The 19,823-nt window shown below is 60.3% G+C and carries 16 protein-coding genes and 2 pseudogenes; 5 read left to right on the plus strand and 13 right to left on the minus strand.

Translation table 11 applies throughout. The annotated features are described in order from the left end of the window. Positions 1-975: 975 nt before the first annotated feature. A pseudogene (locus tag GVN17_RS29840) lies at positions 976-1,659 on the plus strand (PAS domain-containing protein); the annotation flags it as partial. Between the two features lie 105 nt (positions 1,660-1,764). After that, a pseudogene (locus GVN17_RS29845) lies at positions 1,765-2,196 on the plus strand (methyl-accepting chemotaxis protein); the annotation flags it as partial. Between the two features lie 213 nt (positions 2,197-2,409). On the opposite strand, the gene GVN17_RS00010 reads toward GVN17_RS29845, so the two are convergent. The 11 genes from GVN17_RS00010 to GVN17_RS00060 form a co-directional block, all read right to left on the minus strand. Continuing rightward, positions 2,410-3,414: a lysylphosphatidylglycerol synthase domain-containing protein gene (locus tag GVN17_RS00010; protein WP_166593188.1), complete on the minus strand. Its 1,005-nt coding sequence runs from the start codon at positions 3,412-3,414 to the stop codon at positions 2,410-2,412. Then, positions 3,411-4,661, minus strand: a complete 1,251-nt coding sequence (gene clsB / locus GVN17_RS00015) for a cardiolipin synthase ClsB (protein WP_371928462.1) — start codon at positions 4,659-4,661, stop codon at positions 3,411-3,413. The genes GVN17_RS00010 and clsB overlap by 4 nt, the downstream gene beginning before the upstream one ends. Then, positions 4,658-5,371, minus strand: a complete 714-nt coding sequence (locus GVN17_RS00020) for an endonuclease/exonuclease/phosphatase family protein (protein WP_371928471.1) — start codon at positions 5,369-5,371, stop codon at positions 4,658-4,660. The genes clsB and GVN17_RS00020 overlap by 4 nt, the downstream gene beginning before the upstream one ends. Positions 5,372-5,448: 77 nt before the next feature. After that, positions 5,449-6,366 carry a DUF72 domain-containing protein gene (locus tag GVN17_RS00025; protein WP_166593189.1) on the minus strand — a complete coding sequence of 306 codons (918 nt, stop codon included), beginning with the start codon at positions 6,364-6,366 and terminating at the stop codon, positions 5,449-5,451. Between the two features lie 230 nt (positions 6,367-6,596). Further along, positions 6,597-7,232 carry a CGNR zinc finger domain-containing protein gene (locus GVN17_RS00030; RefSeq protein WP_166593190.1) on the minus strand — a complete coding sequence of 212 codons (636 nt, stop codon included), beginning with the start codon at positions 7,230-7,232 and terminating at the stop codon, positions 6,597-6,599. A gap of 126 nt (positions 7,233-7,358) precedes the next feature. Continuing rightward, positions 7,359-7,985, minus strand: a complete 627-nt coding sequence (gene cysC / locus GVN17_RS00035; protein WP_166593191.1) for an adenylyl-sulfate kinase — start codon at positions 7,983-7,985, stop codon at positions 7,359-7,361. 20 nt (positions 7,986-8,005) lie between these two features. After that, positions 8,006-8,800, minus strand: coding sequence for a bifunctional 2-polyprenyl-6-hydroxyphenol methylase/3-demethylubiquinol 3-O-methyltransferase UbiG (locus tag GVN17_RS00040; protein ID WP_166593192.1), 795 nt, complete (start codon positions 8,798-8,800; stop codon positions 8,006-8,008). Next, complete coding sequence (locus GVN17_RS00045; RefSeq protein WP_166593193.1) at positions 8,760-9,947, minus strand: hypothetical protein; 1,188 nt, start codon at positions 9,945-9,947, stop codon at positions 8,760-8,762. The genes GVN17_RS00040 and GVN17_RS00045 overlap by 41 nt, the downstream gene beginning before the upstream one ends. Positions 9,948-9,982: 35 nt before the next feature. Then, on the minus strand, positions 9,983-10,714 hold the full coding sequence (locus tag GVN17_RS00050) for an SDR family NAD(P)-dependent oxidoreductase (RefSeq protein ID WP_166593194.1): 732 nt from the start codon (positions 10,712-10,714) through the stop codon (positions 9,983-9,985). After that, a complete protein-coding gene (locus GVN17_RS00055) occupies positions 10,711-11,448 on the minus strand; it encodes a sulfotransferase family protein (RefSeq protein ID WP_166593195.1) in 738 nt (245 codons plus the stop codon). The genes GVN17_RS00050 and GVN17_RS00055 overlap by 4 nt, the downstream gene beginning before the upstream one ends. Next, complete coding sequence (locus GVN17_RS00060; RefSeq protein ID WP_166593196.1) at positions 11,445-12,554, minus strand: transaldolase family protein; 1,110 nt, start codon at positions 12,552-12,554, stop codon at positions 11,445-11,447. Before GVN17_RS00060 ends, GVN17_RS00055 begins: the two co-directional genes overlap by 4 nt. Positions 12,555-13,286: 732 nt before the next feature. Between GVN17_RS00060 and GVN17_RS00065 the strand changes: the two genes are divergently transcribed. Further along, on the plus strand, positions 13,287-13,829 hold the full coding sequence (locus tag GVN17_RS00065) for a cytochrome b (RefSeq protein ID WP_166593197.1): 543 nt from the start codon (positions 13,287-13,289) through the stop codon (positions 13,827-13,829). A gap of 243 nt (positions 13,830-14,072) precedes the next feature. Here GVN17_RS00065 and GVN17_RS00070 read toward each other — a convergent pair whose 3' ends face one another. Both GVN17_RS00070 and GVN17_RS00075 read right to left on the minus strand, forming a co-directional pair. Then, on the minus strand, positions 14,073-15,257 hold the full coding sequence (locus tag GVN17_RS00070; protein ID WP_166593198.1) for an HlyD family secretion protein: 1,185 nt from the start codon (positions 15,255-15,257) through the stop codon (positions 14,073-14,075). Then, positions 15,254-16,924 (minus strand): MFS transporter, encoded by a 1,671-nt coding sequence (locus GVN17_RS00075; protein WP_166593199.1) that lies wholly within the window; start codon positions 16,922-16,924, stop codon positions 15,254-15,256. The genes GVN17_RS00070 and GVN17_RS00075 overlap by 4 nt, the downstream gene beginning before the upstream one ends. 312 nt (positions 16,925-17,236) lie before the next feature. Between GVN17_RS00075 and GVN17_RS00080 the strand changes: the two genes are divergently transcribed. After that, entirely contained in the window at positions 17,237-17,593 is a 357-nt protein-coding gene (locus GVN17_RS00080; protein ID WP_166593200.1) for a DUF427 domain-containing protein, read from the plus strand. 56 nt (positions 17,594-17,649) lie between these two features. After that, complete coding sequence (egtB, locus tag GVN17_RS00085; protein ID WP_166593201.1) at positions 17,650-19,794, plus strand: ergothioneine biosynthesis protein EgtB; 2,145 nt, start codon at positions 17,650-17,652, stop codon at positions 19,792-19,794. Positions 19,795-19,823: the final 29 nt, after the last annotated feature.

Consider the following 19,823-nt stretch of genomic DNA (forward strand, 5'->3'; position numbering starts at 1 on the left):
CGCCGCGAAGGGCCATCCATGGCCCAGCGCGGCTCTCGCGGCATCCATGCCGCTCGACCCACTCCGCGCCGCCTGCGTTCGGCCTGCACCCAAGTCGCGTTCGGCGGTGTCTGGAATTTTTCGGTACAAGATCAAAAGCCAAAGCCAAAGCCAAAGCCAAAGCCAAGCGACGCCTCTGGCTCTTTTAGGTTTAGCGCAAACCTGTGCCGCTCCGCCATTCCCCTGTGGGAGCGAATTCATTCGCGAAGAACGGTTCTGGCGATAGAGAGGTATGAGCTGTACCGGCCCCTTCGCGAATGAATTCGCTCCCACAGTTAAGACCCGTGTACGTATTGAAGCTTTGCGCAGGTCATTACACCGCGAAGAGCGTTAGCTCCAGCAAGCGGCTCTTGATCTTCAGACGCGACAGTTCAGACACCGCAGAACGCGACTTGGGTGCAGGCTGAATGCAGGCGACGCGGAGTGGGCCGAGCGGCATGGATGCCGCGAGAGCGCCGCAAGGACATGGATGTCCGTTCGGCGCGGACCCACGGAGCGTCGCCGGGGTGAGGGAACCCGACGAAGGAGGGCCGAACCAGGAGCAAAGCGTTTTTGGTTACTTTTGGGGCGCTCTTGCCAAAAGTGACCCGCCGTAAGGGCGGAACCCTAAGTAGCCGTTACCGCAGCAATGAATATACACCCCATACAAATGCGAATGCCTCTAGGCCACGCCACTATAATCCTGTACAAAACCGACGAGCTGTACAACATAAACTGTAGCTTTTTGATATCACGTTTGTGATGATCACTGCACTGCAAAAGGAAACCGCAGCTGAGCATTGACCCATGCTCCATGGCCAAGGAACGGAACCCACCGTTGTTCCATTTGCCTGAGCCGCCATCATGTTTTTCGACTCGTCCAAGAACAAGACCATCCAGGACCTGCAACTGACCGTCGCTCACCAGGCCAGTCTGCTGGAAGCCATCAGCCGCTCCATGGCGAGCATCGAATTCGACCTCAATGGCTTCGTGCTCAGTGCCAACGACAACTTCTACAACGCCATGCGCTATCGCCCCGAGCAGGTGATCGGCAAAGAACACCGCATGTTCTGCACCCCTGACTACGCCCGCAGCGCGGAATACACGCAGCTGTGGTCACGCCTGCGCAGTGGTGAATTCGTCTCGGCGACGTTCCAGCGTTTGGCAGGCGACGGCAGCACGGTGTGGCTGGAAGCCAGCTATAACCCGGTGCGTGACGCCAGCGGCAAGGTGGTCAAGGTCGTCAAATATGCGATGGACGTGACCGCGCGCATACAGGCCGAGAACGAATCGCGCAACAAACTGCAAGCCATTGACCGCGCCATGGCGGTGATCGAATTCGATCTGGACGGGCGCATTCTGTCGGCCAACGACAACCTGCTGCGCCTGATGGGCTACAGCCGTCAGGAGTTGATCGGCAAGAACCACAAGCAGCTCTGCCCTCCGGACCTGGTCAACAGTTCCGAGTATCAGGACTTCTGGCGCCGGCTGAATAAGGGCGAGTTTTTCAGCGACCAGTTCAAGCGCGTCGGCAAGCACGGCCAGACCCTGTGGCTCGAAGCCTCGTACAACCCGCTCTACGACGCCAGCGGCAAGCTGTGCAAGATCGTCAAGTTCGCCTCGGACGTCACGGCGCGCATCGAGAAGCACGAACAGGACGCCCACAGTGCCGCGCAGGCCTATCACATTTCGGTACAGACCCAGAAAGTCGCCGAGCAAGGCACGCAGGTGATCCAGCAGGCCGCCGGGGAAATGCGCCAGATCTCACAAAACATCGAGGACTCGTCGCGGATCATCGGCCAGTTGGGCGAACGCTCCGAACAGATCACGGCCATCGTCAACACCATCCACAGCATCGCCGATCAGACCAACCTCCTCGCGTTGAACGCCGCCATTGAAGCGGCGCGGGCGGGTGATCAGGGCCGAGGGTTTGCGGTGGTGGCCGATGAAGTGCGGCAACTGGCGGGGCGCACCAGTCGTTCGACGCAGGAAATTTCGGAGATGATCCAGTTAATTCAGACCGAAACACGACAGGCCATCGTCAGCATGGACAACACCCGCAGCAATGCGGCCAAGGGCGTGGACCTGGCGGATCAGGCCGGGTCGGCCATCGTGCAGATCAGCAATGGGACGAATGAAGCGGTGGATGCGGTGAGGATGTTTGCGGGTCGGGATTGATCGCAGAACATGGGGCTGCACTCAGCCCCTGTGGGAGCGAACAGTCGCAGGTGGGATGGGCGGGAAATTTTTCAACACACCGCAAACCCTCTGTGGGAGCGAATTCATTCGCGAAGGGCGTCCAGGCGATGGAGATGTGTCGGCTGCTGCTCCTTAGCGAATGAATTCGCTCCCACAGGGCGCATCGCCGTTCCGACCAAACCGTCGCGCTCATTAAACCTTGCGCGCCTCGTTCTTGCTGCGCATCGCCTTGGCGCGTTTCTCCAGCACCAGATACACGATCAATGCCAGCATCAACGGAATCAGGAAATAGATCACCCTATACCCGATCAGCGCCGCCAGCAGTTGCCCCTTGCTGAACTGGTGCTGCATCAGGGTGATGAACACCGTCTCCAGCACTCCGAGCCCCGCAGGAATATGGGCGATGACCCCGGCGATGCTGCTGATCAGCAGAATCCCCAGCACGGCCGGGTAGAAGGCTTTTTCCGGCAGCAAAATGTAAATCAGCAGCGCCATCAGACCCCAGTTCAGCGCGCCTAACAGCGCCTGTCGCAAGGCTTGATTCAGCGACGGCAGCACCAGTTGTTGCTTGCGAATGGTGAAGGTGCGCTTCCTGGAAAACCGGCACGCGGTGAAATAACCGAAGCACACCACCAGCAATACACAGCCGATCAGTTGCAGCGTGGTGTCGCCGATTTTCCAGCCGTCGGGCAGGTCGATGAAGCCGCCCGCGAAGACGAACCCCGCCAGCAACATGTAGCCCAGCCAGTTGGTGATCAGGCTCAGGCTGAGAATCCGGGTGATGGTCGGCACGTCGAGCCCCAGCCGTGAATACAGGCGATAGCGCAGGGCGATCCCGCCGACCCACGAGCTCAGATTGAGGTTGAACGCGTAGCAGACGAAAGTTACCGGCACGATCTGCGCCACCGACAGTTTGTGCTCGGTGTAGCGCCGGGCGAGTACGTCGAAGCCGCAATAGGTCAGGTAACTCCCCGTCGCCACCAGAAACCCCAACGCCAGGGTGCTGAGTTTGTACGACTCCAGCGCGTGGGCGACTTCGTTCCAGTCCAGGTTCTTCATCAACAGGAACAGCATCACCGGCACGGCGATGAAGAAGAACAGCGTGAGCCCGCGCTTGGCCCACGTCAGCCACGCCTTGTGTTTGCCAGCTGCCGCTGGTTTCTCGGCATGGGTCGATGCTTGCGTTACCCCGCTCATGACAATTTCTCCTGATCAGGCGACAGCTCGCCTTTGAGCACTTCGGCTTCGGGCAAGGCATCCGGCGCACGTACCGGTTTCAGGCGCGGCCCGTGTACCGGGAACAACCCGGCGATGGCCGGAAAATGCCGCAGAAAGTGAAAACTGAAGAAGATCATCGGCGCCCGCCACCACTGCCCTTTCGCCAAGCCCTTGAGGTTGGCCTGCTTGCTGTGAGTCGCTGCCAGTTCCTGCAAGTGTTCGTGCAGTTGCTGATTGAGCGCGGGATCGCGGATGAACAGGTTGGCTTCCAGATTCAGCGCCAGGCTCAGCGGGTCGAGGTTGCTGGAGCCCACGGTAGACCACTCCTGATCGATCAGAGCGACCTTGCCGTGCAGCGCCCGCTGTTTGTATTCGTGAATCACCACGCCTTCGCGCAGCAGCCAGGTGTAGGTCAGGCGCGAACACATGCGCACGAACGGCATGTCCGGTTGACCTTGAAGCAGCAGCGTGACCTTGACCCCGCGCCGGGCGGCGTTGCGCAGTTCGCGCAGAAACCGATAGCTGGGGAAGAAATACGCGTTGGCGATGGTGATGCGCTGGGTCGCACTGCGCATGGCGAGCAGGTATTGCTCTTCGATGTCGGTGGTGTGGCGGCGGTTGTCCCGTTCCGCCATCAGCATGCGTGCGCTGCCTGCCCGCCGGGTGACAACCTTGAGCGGTGTGAACGTCTTGCGCACGGCCGGGCCGAGCATGTTCAGGGTCGAGCGGTAGATGTCCGCCACAATAGGCCCACGCACCAACACGGCGTAATCCTGCTTGGCGGTGATGCCGGTGTCGGCCATGTGATCGACGCTGTAATTGATACCGCCCATGAACGCCAGCTCGGCGTCGATCACCACCACCTTGCGGTGCAGGCGACGGAACAGGTTGGTGCGCATGCCCATGAGTTTCGGGCGCGGGTCAAACAGCTGAATTTGCACACCCGCCGAGATCATCGCCTGGACGAACGCCGTGCTCAGGTCGCTGGTGCCATAGTCGTCGACGGTGATCACCACCCGCACGCCCCGACTGGCCGCTTCGATCACCGCTTGCTGCAAGCCCTCGCCCACCCGGTCTTCGAAGATGATGAAGGTCTCGATCAGCACCTCTTTCTGCGCGGCACGAATGCACTCGAACACCCGGCCGAAGAAGTCTTCGCCGTTGATCAACAGCTCGGCAGAGTTACCGTCCTGCCACACGCCACATCGGTCACTGAATGGCTTCACAACGTCACCTCCACCGCCAGCGGCGCGTGATCGGAAAGGTGCGACCAGGGCCGATTCGACAGCACCCTGGGCGCGCGGATCTGCGCATTGCGCACGTAAATGCGGTCCAGCCGCAGCAGCGGAAAACGCGCCGGAAAACTTTTCGCCGGGGCGCCGAACGATTCGACGAAGACTTCGCGCAGTCCGGTCGGGACCAGCGCGGCATCGGCCTTTTGTCGCCAGTCGTTGAAGTCGCCGGCGATGATCACAGGGTCGTCCGGCGGCAGCCGTGTCACCAGATCGGCCAGCAGTTTGAGTTGCTGCTGGCGGTGCCCTTCCTTGAGGCCCAAGTGCACGCAAATTGCGTGGACCTCGCCGAAACGTGGCACGTCCAGCACGCAATGCAGCAGGCCGCGTTCTTCGGTGCCGAGGATCGAGATATCGAGGTTTTCGTGGCGGATAATCGGGTATTTCGACAGCAGCGCATTGCCGTGATGGCCGTGGGGATAGACCGCGTTACGCCCGTAGGCGAAGTCGTTCCACATGCTGTCGGCGAGGAATTCGTACTGCGACGTGGTCGGCCAGTTCTTGACCTTCTGCGCGTGGTTTTGCTGCTCGCCGTGGACTTCCTGGAGGAACACCACGTCCGCCGACACGCTGCGCACCGCGTCGCGCAACTCCGGCAGGATGAAACGGCGATTGAGAAAGCCAAAGCCCATGTGCATGTTCATGGTCAGCACGTTCAACGTGATCTCGGCCGACGCGGCCTGGCGTCGGCTGGCGATGTCTTCAGGGGTCAGGGCGCGGGTCAAAACGTCACTCCTTGCAGATCGCCGGGGGCGACTTCCAGATCGGCTGTCAGCTCGAAACGTTCCAGCAAACTGCGGGCGTCATAGGGCGCGCGCACTTTGATGTCGTTGTCGAAGTAGCAATAGATGTCCCGGGATTTACGTGCCCGAGGGGCCTTGGGTTCGGCGAGGTGCGCGTCCTCGGGTTGCGAGCCGTGCTGCCACAGGTCGATCCTGTCACCCCAGCGTTTCAGTGCCTTGGGCGTGTAGCCGCTGGCGTACAGCTGTTTGTCGCCGTGCAGGCGCAGGTAGACGAAATCGCAGGTCAGGTCTTCCAGATAGGGCCACTTGCCTGCGGTATCGGCGACCACCAGCGCCACTTTGTAGGTGCGCAGGAGCTTGATGAGTTCTGGGACAGCGAAGCTTTCATGGCGAATTTCAACGGCGTGGCGCAGGCGGGCTTTGGCGGGGATGTCGAGGTAACCGGGCTTCTCCATCCGCGCGGCACAGCCTTTGGCACAGGCCTTGGCGGCCTTGCCGTCGTGGGGCAATTGCTTGAGGAAGGCTTCGAATTTCTCTGCGTCGAATTTGAAACTGGGAGGAAATTGCCAGAGGATCGGGCCGAGTTTTTCCTTGAGCTGGAAAATGCCCGAGGCGAAAAAATTGGCGAGCGCTTCGTCGATGTCGTTCAGGCGTTTGACGTGGGTGATGTAGCGCGGCGCCTTGAGGCTGAACACGAAGCCCTTGGGGGTGTCGGCGTACCAGCGGGCATAAAGGTCCGGCGACTGCAGAGAATAGAACGACCCATTGATTTCAATGCTGTTCACCGCTCTGGAGGCGAATTTGAGTTCGTTTTTCTGGGCCAGACCTACCGGGTAGAAATCCCCGCGCCACGGCACATAGCGCCAGCCCGATATGCCGATGCGGATATCGCTCATGCAAGTGCTCTCTGTGCTCGACCTCACGGCGGGTGCCGCGACGGCTCTGAACAAGAGATATGAAGCTTGAGAACCGGGCAGGTTCCGTGGTTTTTGTATGAGGCAGGCCGGTGCGCGCATAACGGTTGCCCTGGCACCGCCTCCGCCCGATGAGCGGAGGAACGGGCATGCCTTCTCCTACGGCCTTCGGGCAGAAGCAGAATGCGTCGGCCTCCAAGACTGTCAGCGCTTCAAACTGCCCCCACCGCCCGCTTCGCCTTTTCCTTGGCCCCGCAGACGTTCATCTGGCACCACCGCCGACGCCCGTTTTTGGAGGTATCCAGAAACAGCCAGTCACAATCCGGGGTCGCGCACACTTTCAATCGCGCCAGATCCGGCGACGTCAATAATCCCGCCGCCTGCACCGCCAGACGCCCGGTAAAGCCCGCGACCATGTCAGCCAGGGTTTCGAGCGCCCGCCAGCGCCAGAGCACGCCCATCGGCGTTGACACCAGCGTCCGTTGCGCCGCTGTCTCGATCAGCATGACGTTCAGGGTTTCAAGCGCCGAGGCATCCGCCGCACGTCCCAGCGCCAGACCGAGGAACAAGCGATACAGCGACTCGCGCACGGCGATCAGGCCCTTGAAGGCGGTGACCGTATGCCAGGACGACGCCCCCACCACCTCCAGCAATCGCTGATGCTCATCCGGCTCGATCAGACCCGCGTGCCTGAACCAGTGCACGATGTCTTCGAGGTTCGACAGTTTGTCTACCACCTCCGTCAATGAGCTGCCAGGGCGCCGACCATCGCAACTGTTCAGGTAGTCGAGCACACTCACGCCGCCGACCAACCGGATGGCGTTGATTTTCAACTGACCGATGGACATCGCCCGCCCCTGCCATTAATTGAGCAATCAATAATGGCAGAGATGGCCGCAGTCGCTGGCTTTTCTGACAGCCGTGACAGCAACGTCGCGCGTACGACCGTTTTTACGGCGTCGAGGCCCGGAGGGCTATAAACCGGAGGCTACAGCCCTTTCAGGCGCCCTTAACCACGCGTCAATCACGGCCGCCGCTTCGCACACCCCAAGCTGGTCGCTGCGAATGTGCACCTCTGGCCACACCGGCGCCTCGTACGCCGAATCGATCCCCGTAAAGCCTCGAATCTCACCCTGCCTCGCCCGTCGGTACAGGCCTTTTGGGTCACGTGCCTCTGCCACCGCCAACGGCACATCGACGAACACCTCGACGAAACGTTCGTTGCCGATGATCGAACGGGCGTGATGCCGAGACGCGCGGGAAGGCGAAATCAGCGCCACCAGCACCGTCAGCCCTGCATCTGCCATCAGCGCCGCGACTTCCGCGACCCGACGCACGTTTTCCTCCCGATCAAGGTCGGAAAAACCCAAGTCTCGACACAGCCCTGTGCGTACGCTATCGCCATCGAGAATGCAGGTGCTTAACCCGCGCGCCCGCAAGATCGGATTCAGATGGTCAGCCAGGGTGGATTTCCCCGCCGCCGACAGCCCGGTGAACCAGATCACACGCGGGCACGAGACGCCCGGGGAGATCGCGAACGAGCGAAACGGATAGGCGACCAAATGCGTGGCCGCAGGAAAAAAATGCTGGGGACTGTTCATGAGTTCGCCTCTCTGGCGTGTCAGGCGATGGCCTGGTGAATGATGAAGTCCGCGTACATCGGGTCGTAGACCCGCTTGAAATCACCGAAACTTTGCTGGATCGAGAAGCCTGCCGCCCTGAGTTCACTGCGCAACTGCGCCGGGAGAAGGGGAAACACCCGCAACTGATAGCGGGCGCCGTCGGCGAAGGTGTAGACGAACTCACACAGCGAGTCATGCAGCGCGCCAATGGTGACCTTCGCCGTCTTGCCGCAGTAGTAATACTGACCGGATGACGTGAAGTGCCCGGCAAGGATGGCCTGAAAGTTTCGTTGATCGATCAGCAACATCCCCCCCGGCTTCAGCAGGCCGCGAAAGCGGCGCAGCGCCTCGATCCGTTGCTCACGGTCGAAGAGGTGGCAGAGCGAGCTGCCCAGGCACACCACGGCATCGAATGATCCAAGCCGATGCCTTCGTTGCAGACGATTCAGATCGGCCCAATCGCTCTGGTAGACCGGAATATGGATGTCGAGTCGTCCCAGGTTGGCCCGCGCCTGCTGAACCATGGTCGGGCTGCCGTCGCAGGCTGTGACCTCGAAACAGGCTTTGCGCAACTGGGCGGCGTGATAGCCGCTGCCCGTGGACGCGTCGAACACCCGGCAGGCCCCGGCGGCGAGCAACAGATCGGTGAAAAAATGCCCCTCACCTGCCGCGCGTTTGTCCCAATCGATCAATTCGTCCCAGCGGCTGACGAAATCCGCGTTGTATTGACGGGCGTAATCAGCGTCGGCCGTATCAGCCAACCTGACGGGTGAAGAGGCTTGGTTGAGTGACATGGCTGGCTCCCTGTTGGCGGATTTTATCGGCGAACGCCTGGTATTTACGGCCCAGTTCGCAGGCATGAGCCGCTGCGTCCTGCACCTTCATTTCGTGCGTGAAGTAGCCCAGCATCGTTTCCATGACGTGCATCTGCTCCCGGCCAAACTCGACGGAGCCATCCGCATGGATGATGTCGATGCCGTCCTGTTGCTGACCGATCTCGTTGAGTTTGATCGCGACCTCACGCTTGAGGCCGTACGGCAGGCCCAGCAAGACACGCCCCATGCCCACTTTCACCGGATACCCGCCCGGCAATCCGTCCGGACCTGGCGCATGAAGATGGGCCTCGGTGTCGGAAAACAGATGTTCGATCACCGAAACCGCCGACATGGCTGTCAGGTATTGCCCGTCGATCCCGCCGAGTCGCCGGAAGGTGTCGCACACGCAGCCGAAAATATCCCGGGTGCGGAAGTAACCGGTGTATTCCTTGTCGCCAATCCAGTACGTCAGGTCGAAACTGGCGTTCGGTGGCAGTCCACGACGTGGCACGTAGTGGGTGAAATAATGCTGACCCACGAGTTTGATCTTCACTTCCTGCGGTTCGCACCGGGCCAGTCGCGCAATGGCGCTACGGGTCGCCGGGACGAGGTTAGCGATGTTGCCAATCCCCACTGTTGGCGCCATGCCCACCTTGTACAGCACGGCGTTGACCGCATCGGGAAACGCCGCGTTGACGACCAGACTTCTCGGGCACGCATGTTTCACGGCCCGCATCAAGGCGTAAGCCGGTGCAAGGTGCATGGGCAGCCAAGGCCCGAGTTGAGCCTGATCGAGGGCTTCGAACGTGGCCCTCGGTAATTGCGTGATGACGCGCCAGGACTGGAGCGACGCGCAGTTGAGGATGATGTCCGGCCTGATACGCGCCAGGGTTTCTGCATTGCGCTCGATGTCCGATTCGATGAGGTTCATTTTCCAGCACTGGATGTGCGCCTGCACGTCCAGCTGCAGTGCGGCCAAACGGACCAGATTGCTCAGTCGTGTGACGTTTTCCGGGTCGCGACTGGCGACGTGAAATTCGAACTGATCGCGGGGCACGAGGATTTGCAGAATCTGCAGGCACAGATTCCCGCCGCCGACAATAAGCAGCCTTTTTTTGCGTTGCATGATGGATCTCCAGAAGCGATTGCGTTGCGCAGGGACTAGCGCGGGTAGGCCCCGTTATCCACTGCGATGACTTTTCCCGTGAGATGGCGGCTTTGATCGGAAAGCAGAAACATGATCACGTCAGCGACGCCTTCGGGCTCGATGGGGTCCTTGAGAACTTCCTGACGCTCGTACTCTTTGCGGCGATGCTCAGGAATGCGGTCGTGGATCGAGGTATTGCGGATCAGCGCGGGCGACACGGCGTTCACCCGAATCCGAGGGGCGAAATTCCAGGCATTGGCTTTCGTCAGCCCGATGACGCCCGCCTTGGTGGCGCCGTACAGCGCATCCATGCTGCCGACTTCACCGGCCACCGAGGTGATGTTGATGATGTTGCGGGTGTGTGGGGCGTTCAGCTCTTGCTGAGCGAAATCTCTGGACAAGTAGACCAGCGACTTGAGGTTGACCTTCCATATTTCGTCGATCTCACGGTCGCTGTATTCGTTGACGCTTTTGCCGTGGTAAATCCCCGCGTTGTTGATCAGGCCGTGCAAGGCGCGGTGGTTGTATACCCCATACAGTCGGCTGATGAACTCCTTGTAAACGGATGGCCGGGAGAAGTCGGCAACGTGGGTTTCCAGTTGATGGACGGCTATTTTGCTCTGCAAATCCCGCAGACCGGCCTTGTCCTTGTCGGCGGCAATCACGTAATACCCCGCCTCCACGCAGGCCTTGGCGGTGGCTTTGCCGATGCCGTTCCCTGCGCCGGTGATGACGATCTTCTTCATGAAGGCTCCTGCTGCATGAACTGGTTCATGCGCTCATAAAACGGTCGGTGAATGCGGTAGTACGCCATCAGGTGCGGGTGGGTCTTGAGGGGGAGATCGTCGAACGTGTCAGGTGAAGCAACGATGCCACTGCTATGCTCAGCGGCCCGGTGCCAGCTACGCCACGCCATCCATTGCGGCGGGCAGGAGGGTTCCCAATTCAGGGCGTGCGGCAGAAATTCCAGCTGCAAGTGATCGCAGAGTTTGCGCACGGTGTGTTCCGGACGTTTCGCCAGATCATCGCCATTGACGACGTAGGGAATTTTTCCGGTGAGTTTGGTCACGCGGCAGAAGATGTCGTAGAGCGCACGATGACCGATGGCGTCCATGGGCATCTGCTCGAACATCGCGAAGTGCGACACGATGCTCCGGGCGGTCTCGCGGATGATGAACACGTGCTGCTGTTCCAACAGAAATTCGGCGTCGGCGCCCAACTCGTCCGGGCAGTGGTAGCACATGTCTTTGTGAAACACATGGCGCCGCTGGCGGGTCGAGCGCAGCAGTGCCTTGACGCCCTCATACGTGCGCGGTAATCCACAGTTCAGATCGTCATGGGGGATGGCGGACTGCTCATCGAAGGCGACGGAGGCGAAGGGTTCGTGAAACACCTCGAAATCACCCCGCTCGATAAACACTCGCTCCAACACCGTTGAACGAGATCGAGGGTGCGCCCAGAGCGCGATCATGCGATTCATGATGCACGCTCCATGGGCAATCGCATCGGGGCGCTGATTGACCGGGCACGCGGCGTGTACCCTGCGGCAATCCCTTTGACGAAAGCGAGCAACGTGTCCTCCCCGTCAGAGGCATATTGGCTCGCCGTGCGGAACGCCGGGTGCGCGGCGAACTGCCAGGGCGCGAGATCGCCTTCAAAGTACGCTTGATTGAAATAAGGAATCGCGATGAGTCGTTGCAACACGCGCTTGGGCATCTGCACCCATCCACCCGCCGGGGTAATCGGTTGCTTCTGCAGTTGACGGCGAATCAGGAACGCGATGATCTGCGGGGTCAGGGTGTAGAGGGTCGTATCGGCTCCCGTGCGTTGCAGGTGCCAGCAGTGTTCCCGGCCGCAGGCATCAATGTCGATTTTCAGGCTGCACAGCAGCAGGCGGGCGGGGGTCTGATGACGCCGCATCAAGGCCTGTATGGCTTGATAAACCGCGATTTCCGCCCAGCGCCGGTCCGATGCAGTCAGCCGCAACCGTCGCCGCTCGGCCTGGTGCTCGAACTCGCTTTCAGCGCCGAGTCGACCGATCATGAAGCTGATCACGTACTGCGCGGAGTCGGTGTTGACGCCCCGAAGCCTGGCGCGCAGTTGACCCGCGTTAATGGCCTTGAGGCACGCGGCGACTTGGGAGACCGTGAAGCAGAACGTGTTGTTGATGGAACATCCCTGCGCCACCAAATCTTCAATGGCCTGATAGCCCTCCTCACTGCCAGGCACCTTGATCATGACGTTGGGTGCCAGAGCGGCCAATTGCAGCCCTCGTGCGACCATCGCATCAGCGATCATCCCCTGCGCACCGGGGATCTGCGCGGACAACCAGCCCTGCCGACGACGTGACGCGACCCAAAGCGGCTCCATTGTCGCGGCACCGAGGGTGATCACGTGGTCGTAGAGTTGGCGTGCCTTGTCCGCATCGCTGAAACTGGCCGGTAATCCGGACAGAAAATCACGCCACCGCCGTGGCTCGCTCAAGACAGCCTGAGTAATTAAACAAGGGTTGGTAGTTGCGCCACTGATGCCGTTCAAGCCTGTAGCGAGCGCGTCCGGCATCCACTGTTCAATGACGGCGGACATGCTCGGGTATTTCATGAGCAGTGTGTGTTTAAACGCGATGTATACGGTTGGAGAAGCGTCCCACCACACTTCGGAATCCATATTTCTTAGTTTTAAAAGGCGAACGAATTCAGGGACATCCATGATGTAGAGTCCTTCCTGCGATTTTTTGTGAGTCAACAAGAGGTCCCAAAGAATTCTGGGCAAAATGCCAGTCTATTCAGACTGATAGTCCGGGGCTTTGAACCGTCGGACCTAAAGATGGATCCATGCGAATGCCCTGTCAAATCCGTTTTGATGGTTTTTTAATCACGAATAGTTATAAGAAAACGATAAGACCTCATTAACAATTCAAAACTATTCAACCCCGATTTTTATATTCATTTGAATAACCCCGAACGAGGATGGAACTAAATAGCGTCAGGGTATTGACGATACTTATCAGGACAATCTCAACAAGTCTTACTATTTATTGAACACTCTTAATGATTTGAAACCACTCAGTCAAAGATGACGCTCACTTAACGACAGGGCAAAGTTTCACAAGGGCTCTCGACGTATCGGTTTTAACGTTAATCCTGCCCGTCATGATGTTGCCTGAATCAACCCCGACTCGCGATATGCATCCGGCGCGCCGCGCAAATCGCACACAGGGCTTGAGGGTGAGCGAAACCTGCTGCCATCCTCACGTTCATAACGCCAAGCCCGGCAAAAAAAGCGGGGCAAAAAAGACCTGGACCAAGGAGTCTGACCGTGAGCACACCTGCAAACACCGAGCGCTATAGCTACAAAGCCCGCTGGTTTCATTGGGCGATGGCCATTCTGATCGTGCTGGCTTACGCGCTGATCCTTAGCCGCAGTCAGTTTGCCCGAGGCACTGACCTGCGAACCTTTGTGGTGCAAACGCATTTCTGGGTGGGGATCGTGGTGCTGATCATGGCGTTCTTCAGGATCGCTGAACGTCATCGCCACACGCCACCGGGCATTACGCCGCCGCTTGAAGGTGCCCTTCGTCTGGCCGCCACGTTATCCCATTACGCGCTGTATGCGTTTCTGTTCATTCAACCGCTGCTGGGGCTCTTCACGGTGTTGCTGGAGCGCGGCGCCCTGCCCGTCCCGCTGACCTCGCTGGCCATCCCGGCACCGTTCGCCATTTCCAAGGAGACCGCCGAGACCCTCGAACACTTTCACGTCCTGCTGGGCACGATTTTCTACTACGTGATCGGCCTGCATGTCGTCGCCGCGATCTGGCACCACGTCGTGCGCAAGGACAACACCGTGCGGCGGATGGTGTAAGCCTGATTCACTCCCATAACCGAGGTGCTGCCGTCCCCTGTAGGCGCGAATTCATTCGCGAGACGGAGATTCAGGCGATGCATGCATGTCGCCTGCTCGGGCCTCTCGCGAATGAATTCGCTCCTACAGTTCAGACCGCGTTCGACCCTAGCAGCGGGGCGCTGCCGAACCCTGTGGGCGCGAATTCATTCGCGAAGAGGGCGCTAGACTCGCACTCATCGTCAGCGCACATCGTCGCCAACGTCACTGGCCCTGATCCACCGTCCCGTCCACCGGGTCAGGCGGCACGGGGCCGTCCTGGCTGGTGTCGATGCTGACCACCACCGACATGCCCGGACGCAAGCGATCTACAGCGTCCTGATCGTTATCTACCGTGATGCGCACGGGTATCCGTTGGGCGATCTTCACGAAGTTGCCGGTGGCGTTGTCGGCCGGCAACAGGCTGAACTCAGACCCGGCAGCCGGCGAAATGCGCTGCACGCGGCCGCGCATTTTGCGGTTTTCCAATGCATCGACGGTGAAGCTCACCGGTTGTCCCAGGCGCACGTTGGCCATCTGTGTTTCTTTCATGTTGGCAATGATCCAGCGCGGCCGCGGCACCAGCGCCATCAGTTGCGCCCCGGCGTTCACATAAGCCCCCAGACGCGTACCAATCTGCCCCAATTGTCCGTCGCGGGGCGCCGTGATGCGCGTGTTGGTCAGGTCGATACGCGCCAGCTCGATGCTCGCTTCCGCGTTTTTCACCGAAGCCTCCAGCGAGCCTCGGTTGACGATCACCGTTTGCAAGTCCTGTCGCGAAATCTCCAGCGACGCCTTGGCCTCGGCCAGCGCGGCACGGGCCTGGGCGTCGGCGGCGCGGGTCACGTCCAGTTCGCTTTTCGACACCGAGCCGTCGCTGACCAGTGCCGAATTGCGGCGCAGGTCGGCGGCCGCCTTGTCGCTCTGGGCCTGGGCACTCACCACACCGGCCTGACGCTGCAGGATCGTCGCTTCAGCACTGCGACGCTGTTGCAGGTTGTTGTCCAGCGCGGCCTTCTGAATCCCCAGTTGCGCCAGCCCTTGATCGAGATGCTGCTGATAAATGCGATCGTCGATGCGCACCAACAAGTCGCCCTGCTTCACCCACTGAAAGTCCTGCACCGGCACTTCGTAGACGTAGCCACTCAACTGCGGCCCGATGATCGTGGTCTGCCCGCGCACCTGTGCGTTTTCAGTGCTTTCAATAGGGCTGCTGAACGGCGGCAGTTGCCAGGCGTACAGCACGATCAGCACGCCTGCCAGAGCGATGCCACCAAACAGAATGGACGACACCAGCCTGATCCTCGCTGACCGGGGCTGGCTGGTCGCGGGCATGACCGCGGGCGCCGGAGCAGGCCCGGGGGTTTGAGAGGAAGAGGCAGGGCCGGAAGGCTTTTCAGATTCTGTCATGAAGGTTGAGCGCCGGAAGGTTGTGCTGAAGGTTGTGCAGGGGTGAACGGTGCGACCGGCTCGGTGGTGATCCACAGCCAGGTGGCCCGCGCCGTGATCCAGATCGCCGTGAGGATGGCGATCAGCGCGATCAGCATGAACACGTCGTTATAGGCCAGGGTATTCGCCTCGCGCGTGGCGGCCGTGGCCAGTGCACGAATGCCTTGATTGGTGCGCGCCGAGGGGTCGGCAATCGCTGAGAGATAGGCCCCGCTGGAGCTTTGCAGGCGCGATTGCACCTGTGGATTGAGCAGCGTGACGTGCTCGACGATGTGCGCCGAATGAAATTTCTCACGCCAGACCTGAAACGTTCCCAGGAGCGCCGAGCCGATCAGGCTGCCAACGTTCTGGCATATCCCGAACATCACCGAAAAACTGACCATGTTGCGCGGGTTGCTGATCACCCCGCTGATCCCCAGCACCAGCGTCGGGCCAAGAAAAAAGGTGCCGCCGAACGCCAGCAGGAACTGGCTGAAATACATCTGCGGGCCTCGGGTCAAGCTCGTGGAAAAGCTGTCCATGATCGAGCCGACAGCCATCAGCGCCAGGGAGATGATCAGTGGCTTGAACAGGTGTTGCGGGTTAATGGTGAGGGCGCTGACCAAGAGGCCGGCAATGCTGCCGAGCAACATGAACAGGTACAGCGTGTGCAATTGCTCAGTGCCCTGATTCATCCCTTGCAGGAAGCCCACGGCGCCGGTGGCCTGTTCAGATAACACGATACGGGTCAGCAACACACCCAGGGCGAATCGGATCATCCGCCCGCTCCCCAGCCAGCGGGTGATCAGCAAGGGTCGGGTGCGGTTATGTTCGATGCACAACCCCGCCATGATGCTGGCGATGGAAAACGCCAGGGCCAGGCCGATCCAGGGTTCTTCGAGCCACCACTCGATGCGCCCCAGCGACAGCGCCGCACACAGCGCGGCAAAGCCGGACGCGAGCAAGGCGAAGGTCAGAAAGTCGAGTTTTTCGAAGGTCTTGAAGCGATCCCCCGGCGGCAATTTGAGGATCAAGACGCAGCCCAGCGCCAACAGGCACATCCCCAGTTCGAACAGGTACAGCCCGCGCCATTCGGCGATCTGCAACAGGTCTTCCGAAACGAGACGCGCCAGCGGCGTCGCCAGTTGTGCCGTGCCGAGGCCGAGTACTAACGCCTTCATCCGCCATTTCTGCGGGAAGGCCTGGATCATGTAATACAGCCCCAACGAACTGAGCGCCGCGCCCACCATACCGTGGGCCGCACGCACAGCGACAGCGGACTCGATGTCGTTGACGAACAAATGGGCGAAAGTGACCAGCGCGTACAGCACCAGAAACACTTCGGTGAACGCCCGCAGACCGAACTGTTGACGAAACTTCACCAGCAGCAGATTCATCGAGACATTGGTCATGACGTACGCCGCAGGCAGCCAGGCAATTTCCGCTTGCGTCGCCCCCAGCGAACCCTGGAGGTATTGCAGGTTGGCGACCACCAATGCGTTCCCCAGCCCCCCGGTCAGCGCCACAATCACACCGACGATGGCGTACGCCCATCGCTTGGGATTCGAATGCAAAGGCGTGGACGGCGAGCCCGGTATTGTCGGCCGCTCATGGGGCGCCCAGTCGTGGGGGGTGTACTTGTCGTTCATCGAGCAGACCTGGTGAATGCAGTCCTGTGACCGTGGGCAGAACGATATTACTCACTCATGGACCGGATGCTGTGACGATTAGGTTGTTTTGCAGGTTTTTCGCGGCCGGGGTGAGTGGGAGGAGAGTCTAGCTCCGAGGCGTCTCCTGCGCGCGGCAGAACCAAGACCGCACGCCCTTGGTATCAACACCACAAAAATCCGACCAACATACGGTTGCCCCTGGTTTTATGCTATTACACTCCCCATCTTCCTCGGCACCCGAGCGTCCGACATTCGGGCTGCCGTTTAATCGGTCCAACAGGAGTCATTGCCATGAAAATCCCGGGTCCCGATCACCCCATCACCATCGCCCCGCTGCAAGGCCGCGTCACGGTTCAATTCAAAGGCGTGCGCGTGGCGCAAAGCGACAAGGCGCTGGAGCTGAAAGAAGCCAAATATCCGCCGGTGATTTATATCCCCCGTTCGGATATTTCGATTGAACATTACGTTAGAACCGAACATCGAACGCATTGCCCCTACAAGGGCGACGCCAACTATTTCAGCCTCAGCGCCAACGGCGAAACAGCGGAAAACGCCGTCTGGACCTATGAAGAGGCCTACCCATCGGTCAAGGAAATCGAGGGCCATGTCGCGTTCTACCCCGACAAGGTGACCCTGGAAATTCACTGAAACCGACGCCACTCTGCTCGAAGCGCTTGCGCTACACGACACCCGGAGAGAAACCGATGCGTCACTCACGCCAGCTACGCGAAACCCCCACCACGGACCCGCTGTGCAAGCGCTATCAGAGCGTTCGTGGTCGCACCGAACAGTTGGTCGCGCCGCTCAGTCCCGAAGACATGGTGGTGCAGTCGATGCCCGACGCCAGCCCGGCAAAATGGCACATGGCGCACACCACGTGGTTCTTCGAGACGTTTTTGATCATTCCCAACGTGCCCGACTACACGCCGTTCGATCCGACGTTTGGTTACCTCTTCAACTCGTATTACGAAGCCGTGGGGCCGCGCCATCCGCGTCCGCAACGAGGTCTGATGACCCGGCCGGGCGTCGATCAGGTCAAGGCCTACCGCAAATACGTCGATGAGCACATGTCCACGCTGTTAATGGGCGGCCTGTCCGATGAGCTGTCGAGCCTGATCGAATTGGGCCTGGCCCACGAAGAGCAGCACCAGGAACTGTTGCTGATCGACGTCCTGCACCTGTTCAGCCTGTCCTCGCTCAAACCCGCTTACGACCCGACCTGGCCGAAAGATGCCACGGGCCGTCGCGGCCAGTTCAAGCCGCTGAGCGCGGGGCTGACGCAGATTGGCCACAGCGGCGAAGGCTTTGCGTTCGACCACGAAGGTCCCCGCCACACCACCTATTTACAGTCTTTTGAAATCAGCGATCGGCTGGTCACCAACGGCGAATGGATGAGTTTCATCGCCGACGGCGGCTATCAAACCGCTGCGCTGTGGCTGTCCGAGGGCTGGACGCTGATTCAGGAACACGGCTGGACCGCGCCCTTCTATTGGCAACACGACGAAAACGGCTGGAAGCGCATGAGCCTGCGCGGCCTGGAAGACATCGACCCGGCCGCCCCGGTCACGCACATCAGCTATTACGAAGCCGCTGCGTTTGCGACCTGGGCCGACGCTCGCCTGCCCACCGAAGCGGAGTGGGAAGCCGCCGCGCGCGCCGGTCTGCTGGAGCAAGTGGATGACGTGGCCTGGCAGTGGACCCAGAGCGCCTACAGCGCCTACCCCGGCTTCAAGCCGTCGGCCGGTGCGGTGGGCGAGTACAACGGCAAATTCATGGTCAATCAGATGGTGTTGCGCGGCGGTGCCAGCGTCACCTCCCCCGATCATTGCCGCCTGACTTATCGCAACTTTTTCCCGACCGACAAACGCTGGGTCATCACAGGGTTGCGCCTGGCCCGCGACAGTCGCCAGCCGGGGGTGGTCAATCCGCAAGACAGCGAATTCGCCCATGACGTGATCGCCGGGTTGTCAGCGCCGAGCAAGACGCTTTCCCCCAAATACTTCTACGACGCGAAAGGCTCCGACCTGTTCGAGGCCATTTGCGAGACCGATGAGTATTACCCCACCAACGCCGAAACCGGCTTGTTGAAAGGGATTGCGGGCGAGATTGCAGCGTCGATTCCCGAAGGCGCTGCGTTGGTGGAGTTTGGCAGTGGCGCCAGCGAGAAAACCCGGCTGGTGCTGGATGCCGCGCCGCAGTTGGCGGTCTACGTGCCCATTGACATCAGCGCGACGGCGTTGAAAAAAGCCGCCAAGGCGCTACGCCAAACCTACCCGAATCTAGTGGTCGCGCCGCAGGTGGATGACTTCACCCGCGTCGTTAAACTGCCGCAGGAAGTCGAAGGCCTGACCCGCGTCGGTTTCTTTCCCGGCTCCACCATCGGGAATTTCACGCACGATGAAGCGGTAACGTTTTTGCGCGGTGCCCATCAGGTACTGGGCGAACACGCGCAGTTCATCGTCGGCGTGGACATGGTCAAGGACATCGACACGCTGGTGGCGGCTTACGACGATGCCAAGGGGGTGACGGCGCGTTTCAACCTGAATCTGCTGACCCGCATCAACCGCGAGCTGGGGGCTGATTTCGACGTCACTGCCTTCAAACACCTCGCGCTGTGGAACGCCGAGCGTTCGCGGATGGAAATGCATTTGGTGAGTCAGGTCGAGCAAGACGTGACCGTGGCGGGCCATCGCTTTCACTTCGCGGCGGGTGAGCGGCTGCACACCGAGAATTCACACAAGTTCACGGTGGAGTCGTTTACCGGGCTGGCGGCGCGGGCGGGATGGGCGGTGAGTCAATACTGGATCAGCAACGCTCCGGAAATGGCGCTGTTCCGTTTGCACGCGTGATGCGGCACGGCTTGCCGGCGGTGGCGGTG

This window comes from Pseudomonas sp. SLFW (assembly GCF_009905615.1).
GTDB lineage: Bacteria > Pseudomonadota > Gammaproteobacteria > Pseudomonadales > Pseudomonadaceae > Aquipseudomonas > Aquipseudomonas bambusae.

What these genes read in the sequence shown, in the direction of transcription:
- GVN17_RS00010 (WP_166593188.1), bottom strand. Translation starts at nt 3,414, where the DNA reads ATGAGCGGGGTAACGCAAGCATCGACCCATGCCGAGAAACCAGCGGCA.
- GVN17_RS00020 (WP_371928471.1), bottom strand. Translation starts at nt 5,371, where the DNA reads ATGAACATGCACATGGGCTTTGGCTTTCTCAATCGCCGTTTCATCCTG.
- GVN17_RS00025 (WP_166593189.1), bottom strand. Translation starts at nt 6,366, where the DNA reads ATGAGCGATATCCGCATCGGCATATCGGGCTGGCGCTATGTGCCGTGG.
- GVN17_RS00030 (WP_166593190.1), bottom strand. Translation starts at nt 7,232, where the DNA reads ATGTCCATCGGTCAGTTGAAAATCAACGCCATCCGGTTGGTCGGCGGC.
- cysC (WP_166593191.1), bottom strand. Translation starts at nt 7,985, where the DNA reads ATGAACAGTCCCCAGCATTTTTTTCCTGCGGCCACGCATTTGGTCGCC.
- GVN17_RS00040 (WP_166593192.1), bottom strand. Translation starts at nt 8,800, where the DNA reads ATGTCACTCAACCAAGCCTCTTCACCCGTCAGGTTGGCTGATACGGCC.
- GVN17_RS00045 (WP_166593193.1), bottom strand. Translation starts at nt 9,947, where the DNA reads ATGCAACGCAAAAAAAGGCTGCTTATTGTCGGCGGCGGGAATCTGTGC.
- GVN17_RS00050 (WP_166593194.1), bottom strand. Translation starts at nt 10,714, where the DNA reads ATGAAGAAGATCGTCATCACCGGCGCAGGGAACGGCATCGGCAAAGCC.
- GVN17_RS00055 (WP_166593195.1), bottom strand. Translation starts at nt 11,448, where the DNA reads ATGAATCGCATGATCGCGCTCTGGGCGCACCCTCGATCTCGTTCAACG.
- GVN17_RS00060 (WP_166593196.1), bottom strand. Translation starts at nt 12,554, where the DNA reads ATGTCCGCCGTCATTGAACAGTGGATGCCGGACGCGCTCGCTACAGGC.
- GVN17_RS00070 (WP_166593198.1), bottom strand. Translation starts at nt 15,257, where the DNA reads ATGACAGAATCTGAAAAGCCTTCCGGCCCTGCCTCTTCCTCTCAAACC.
- GVN17_RS00075 (WP_166593199.1), bottom strand. Translation starts at nt 16,924, where the DNA reads ATGAACGACAAGTACACCCCCCACGACTGGGCGCCCCATGAGCGGCCG.
- GVN17_RS00080 (WP_166593200.1), top strand. Translation starts at nt 17,237, where the DNA reads ATGAAAATCCCGGGTCCCGATCACCCCATCACCATCGCCCCGCTGCAA.
- egtB (WP_166593201.1), top strand. Translation starts at nt 17,650, where the DNA reads ATGCGTCACTCACGCCAGCTACGCGAAACCCCCACCACGGACCCGCTG.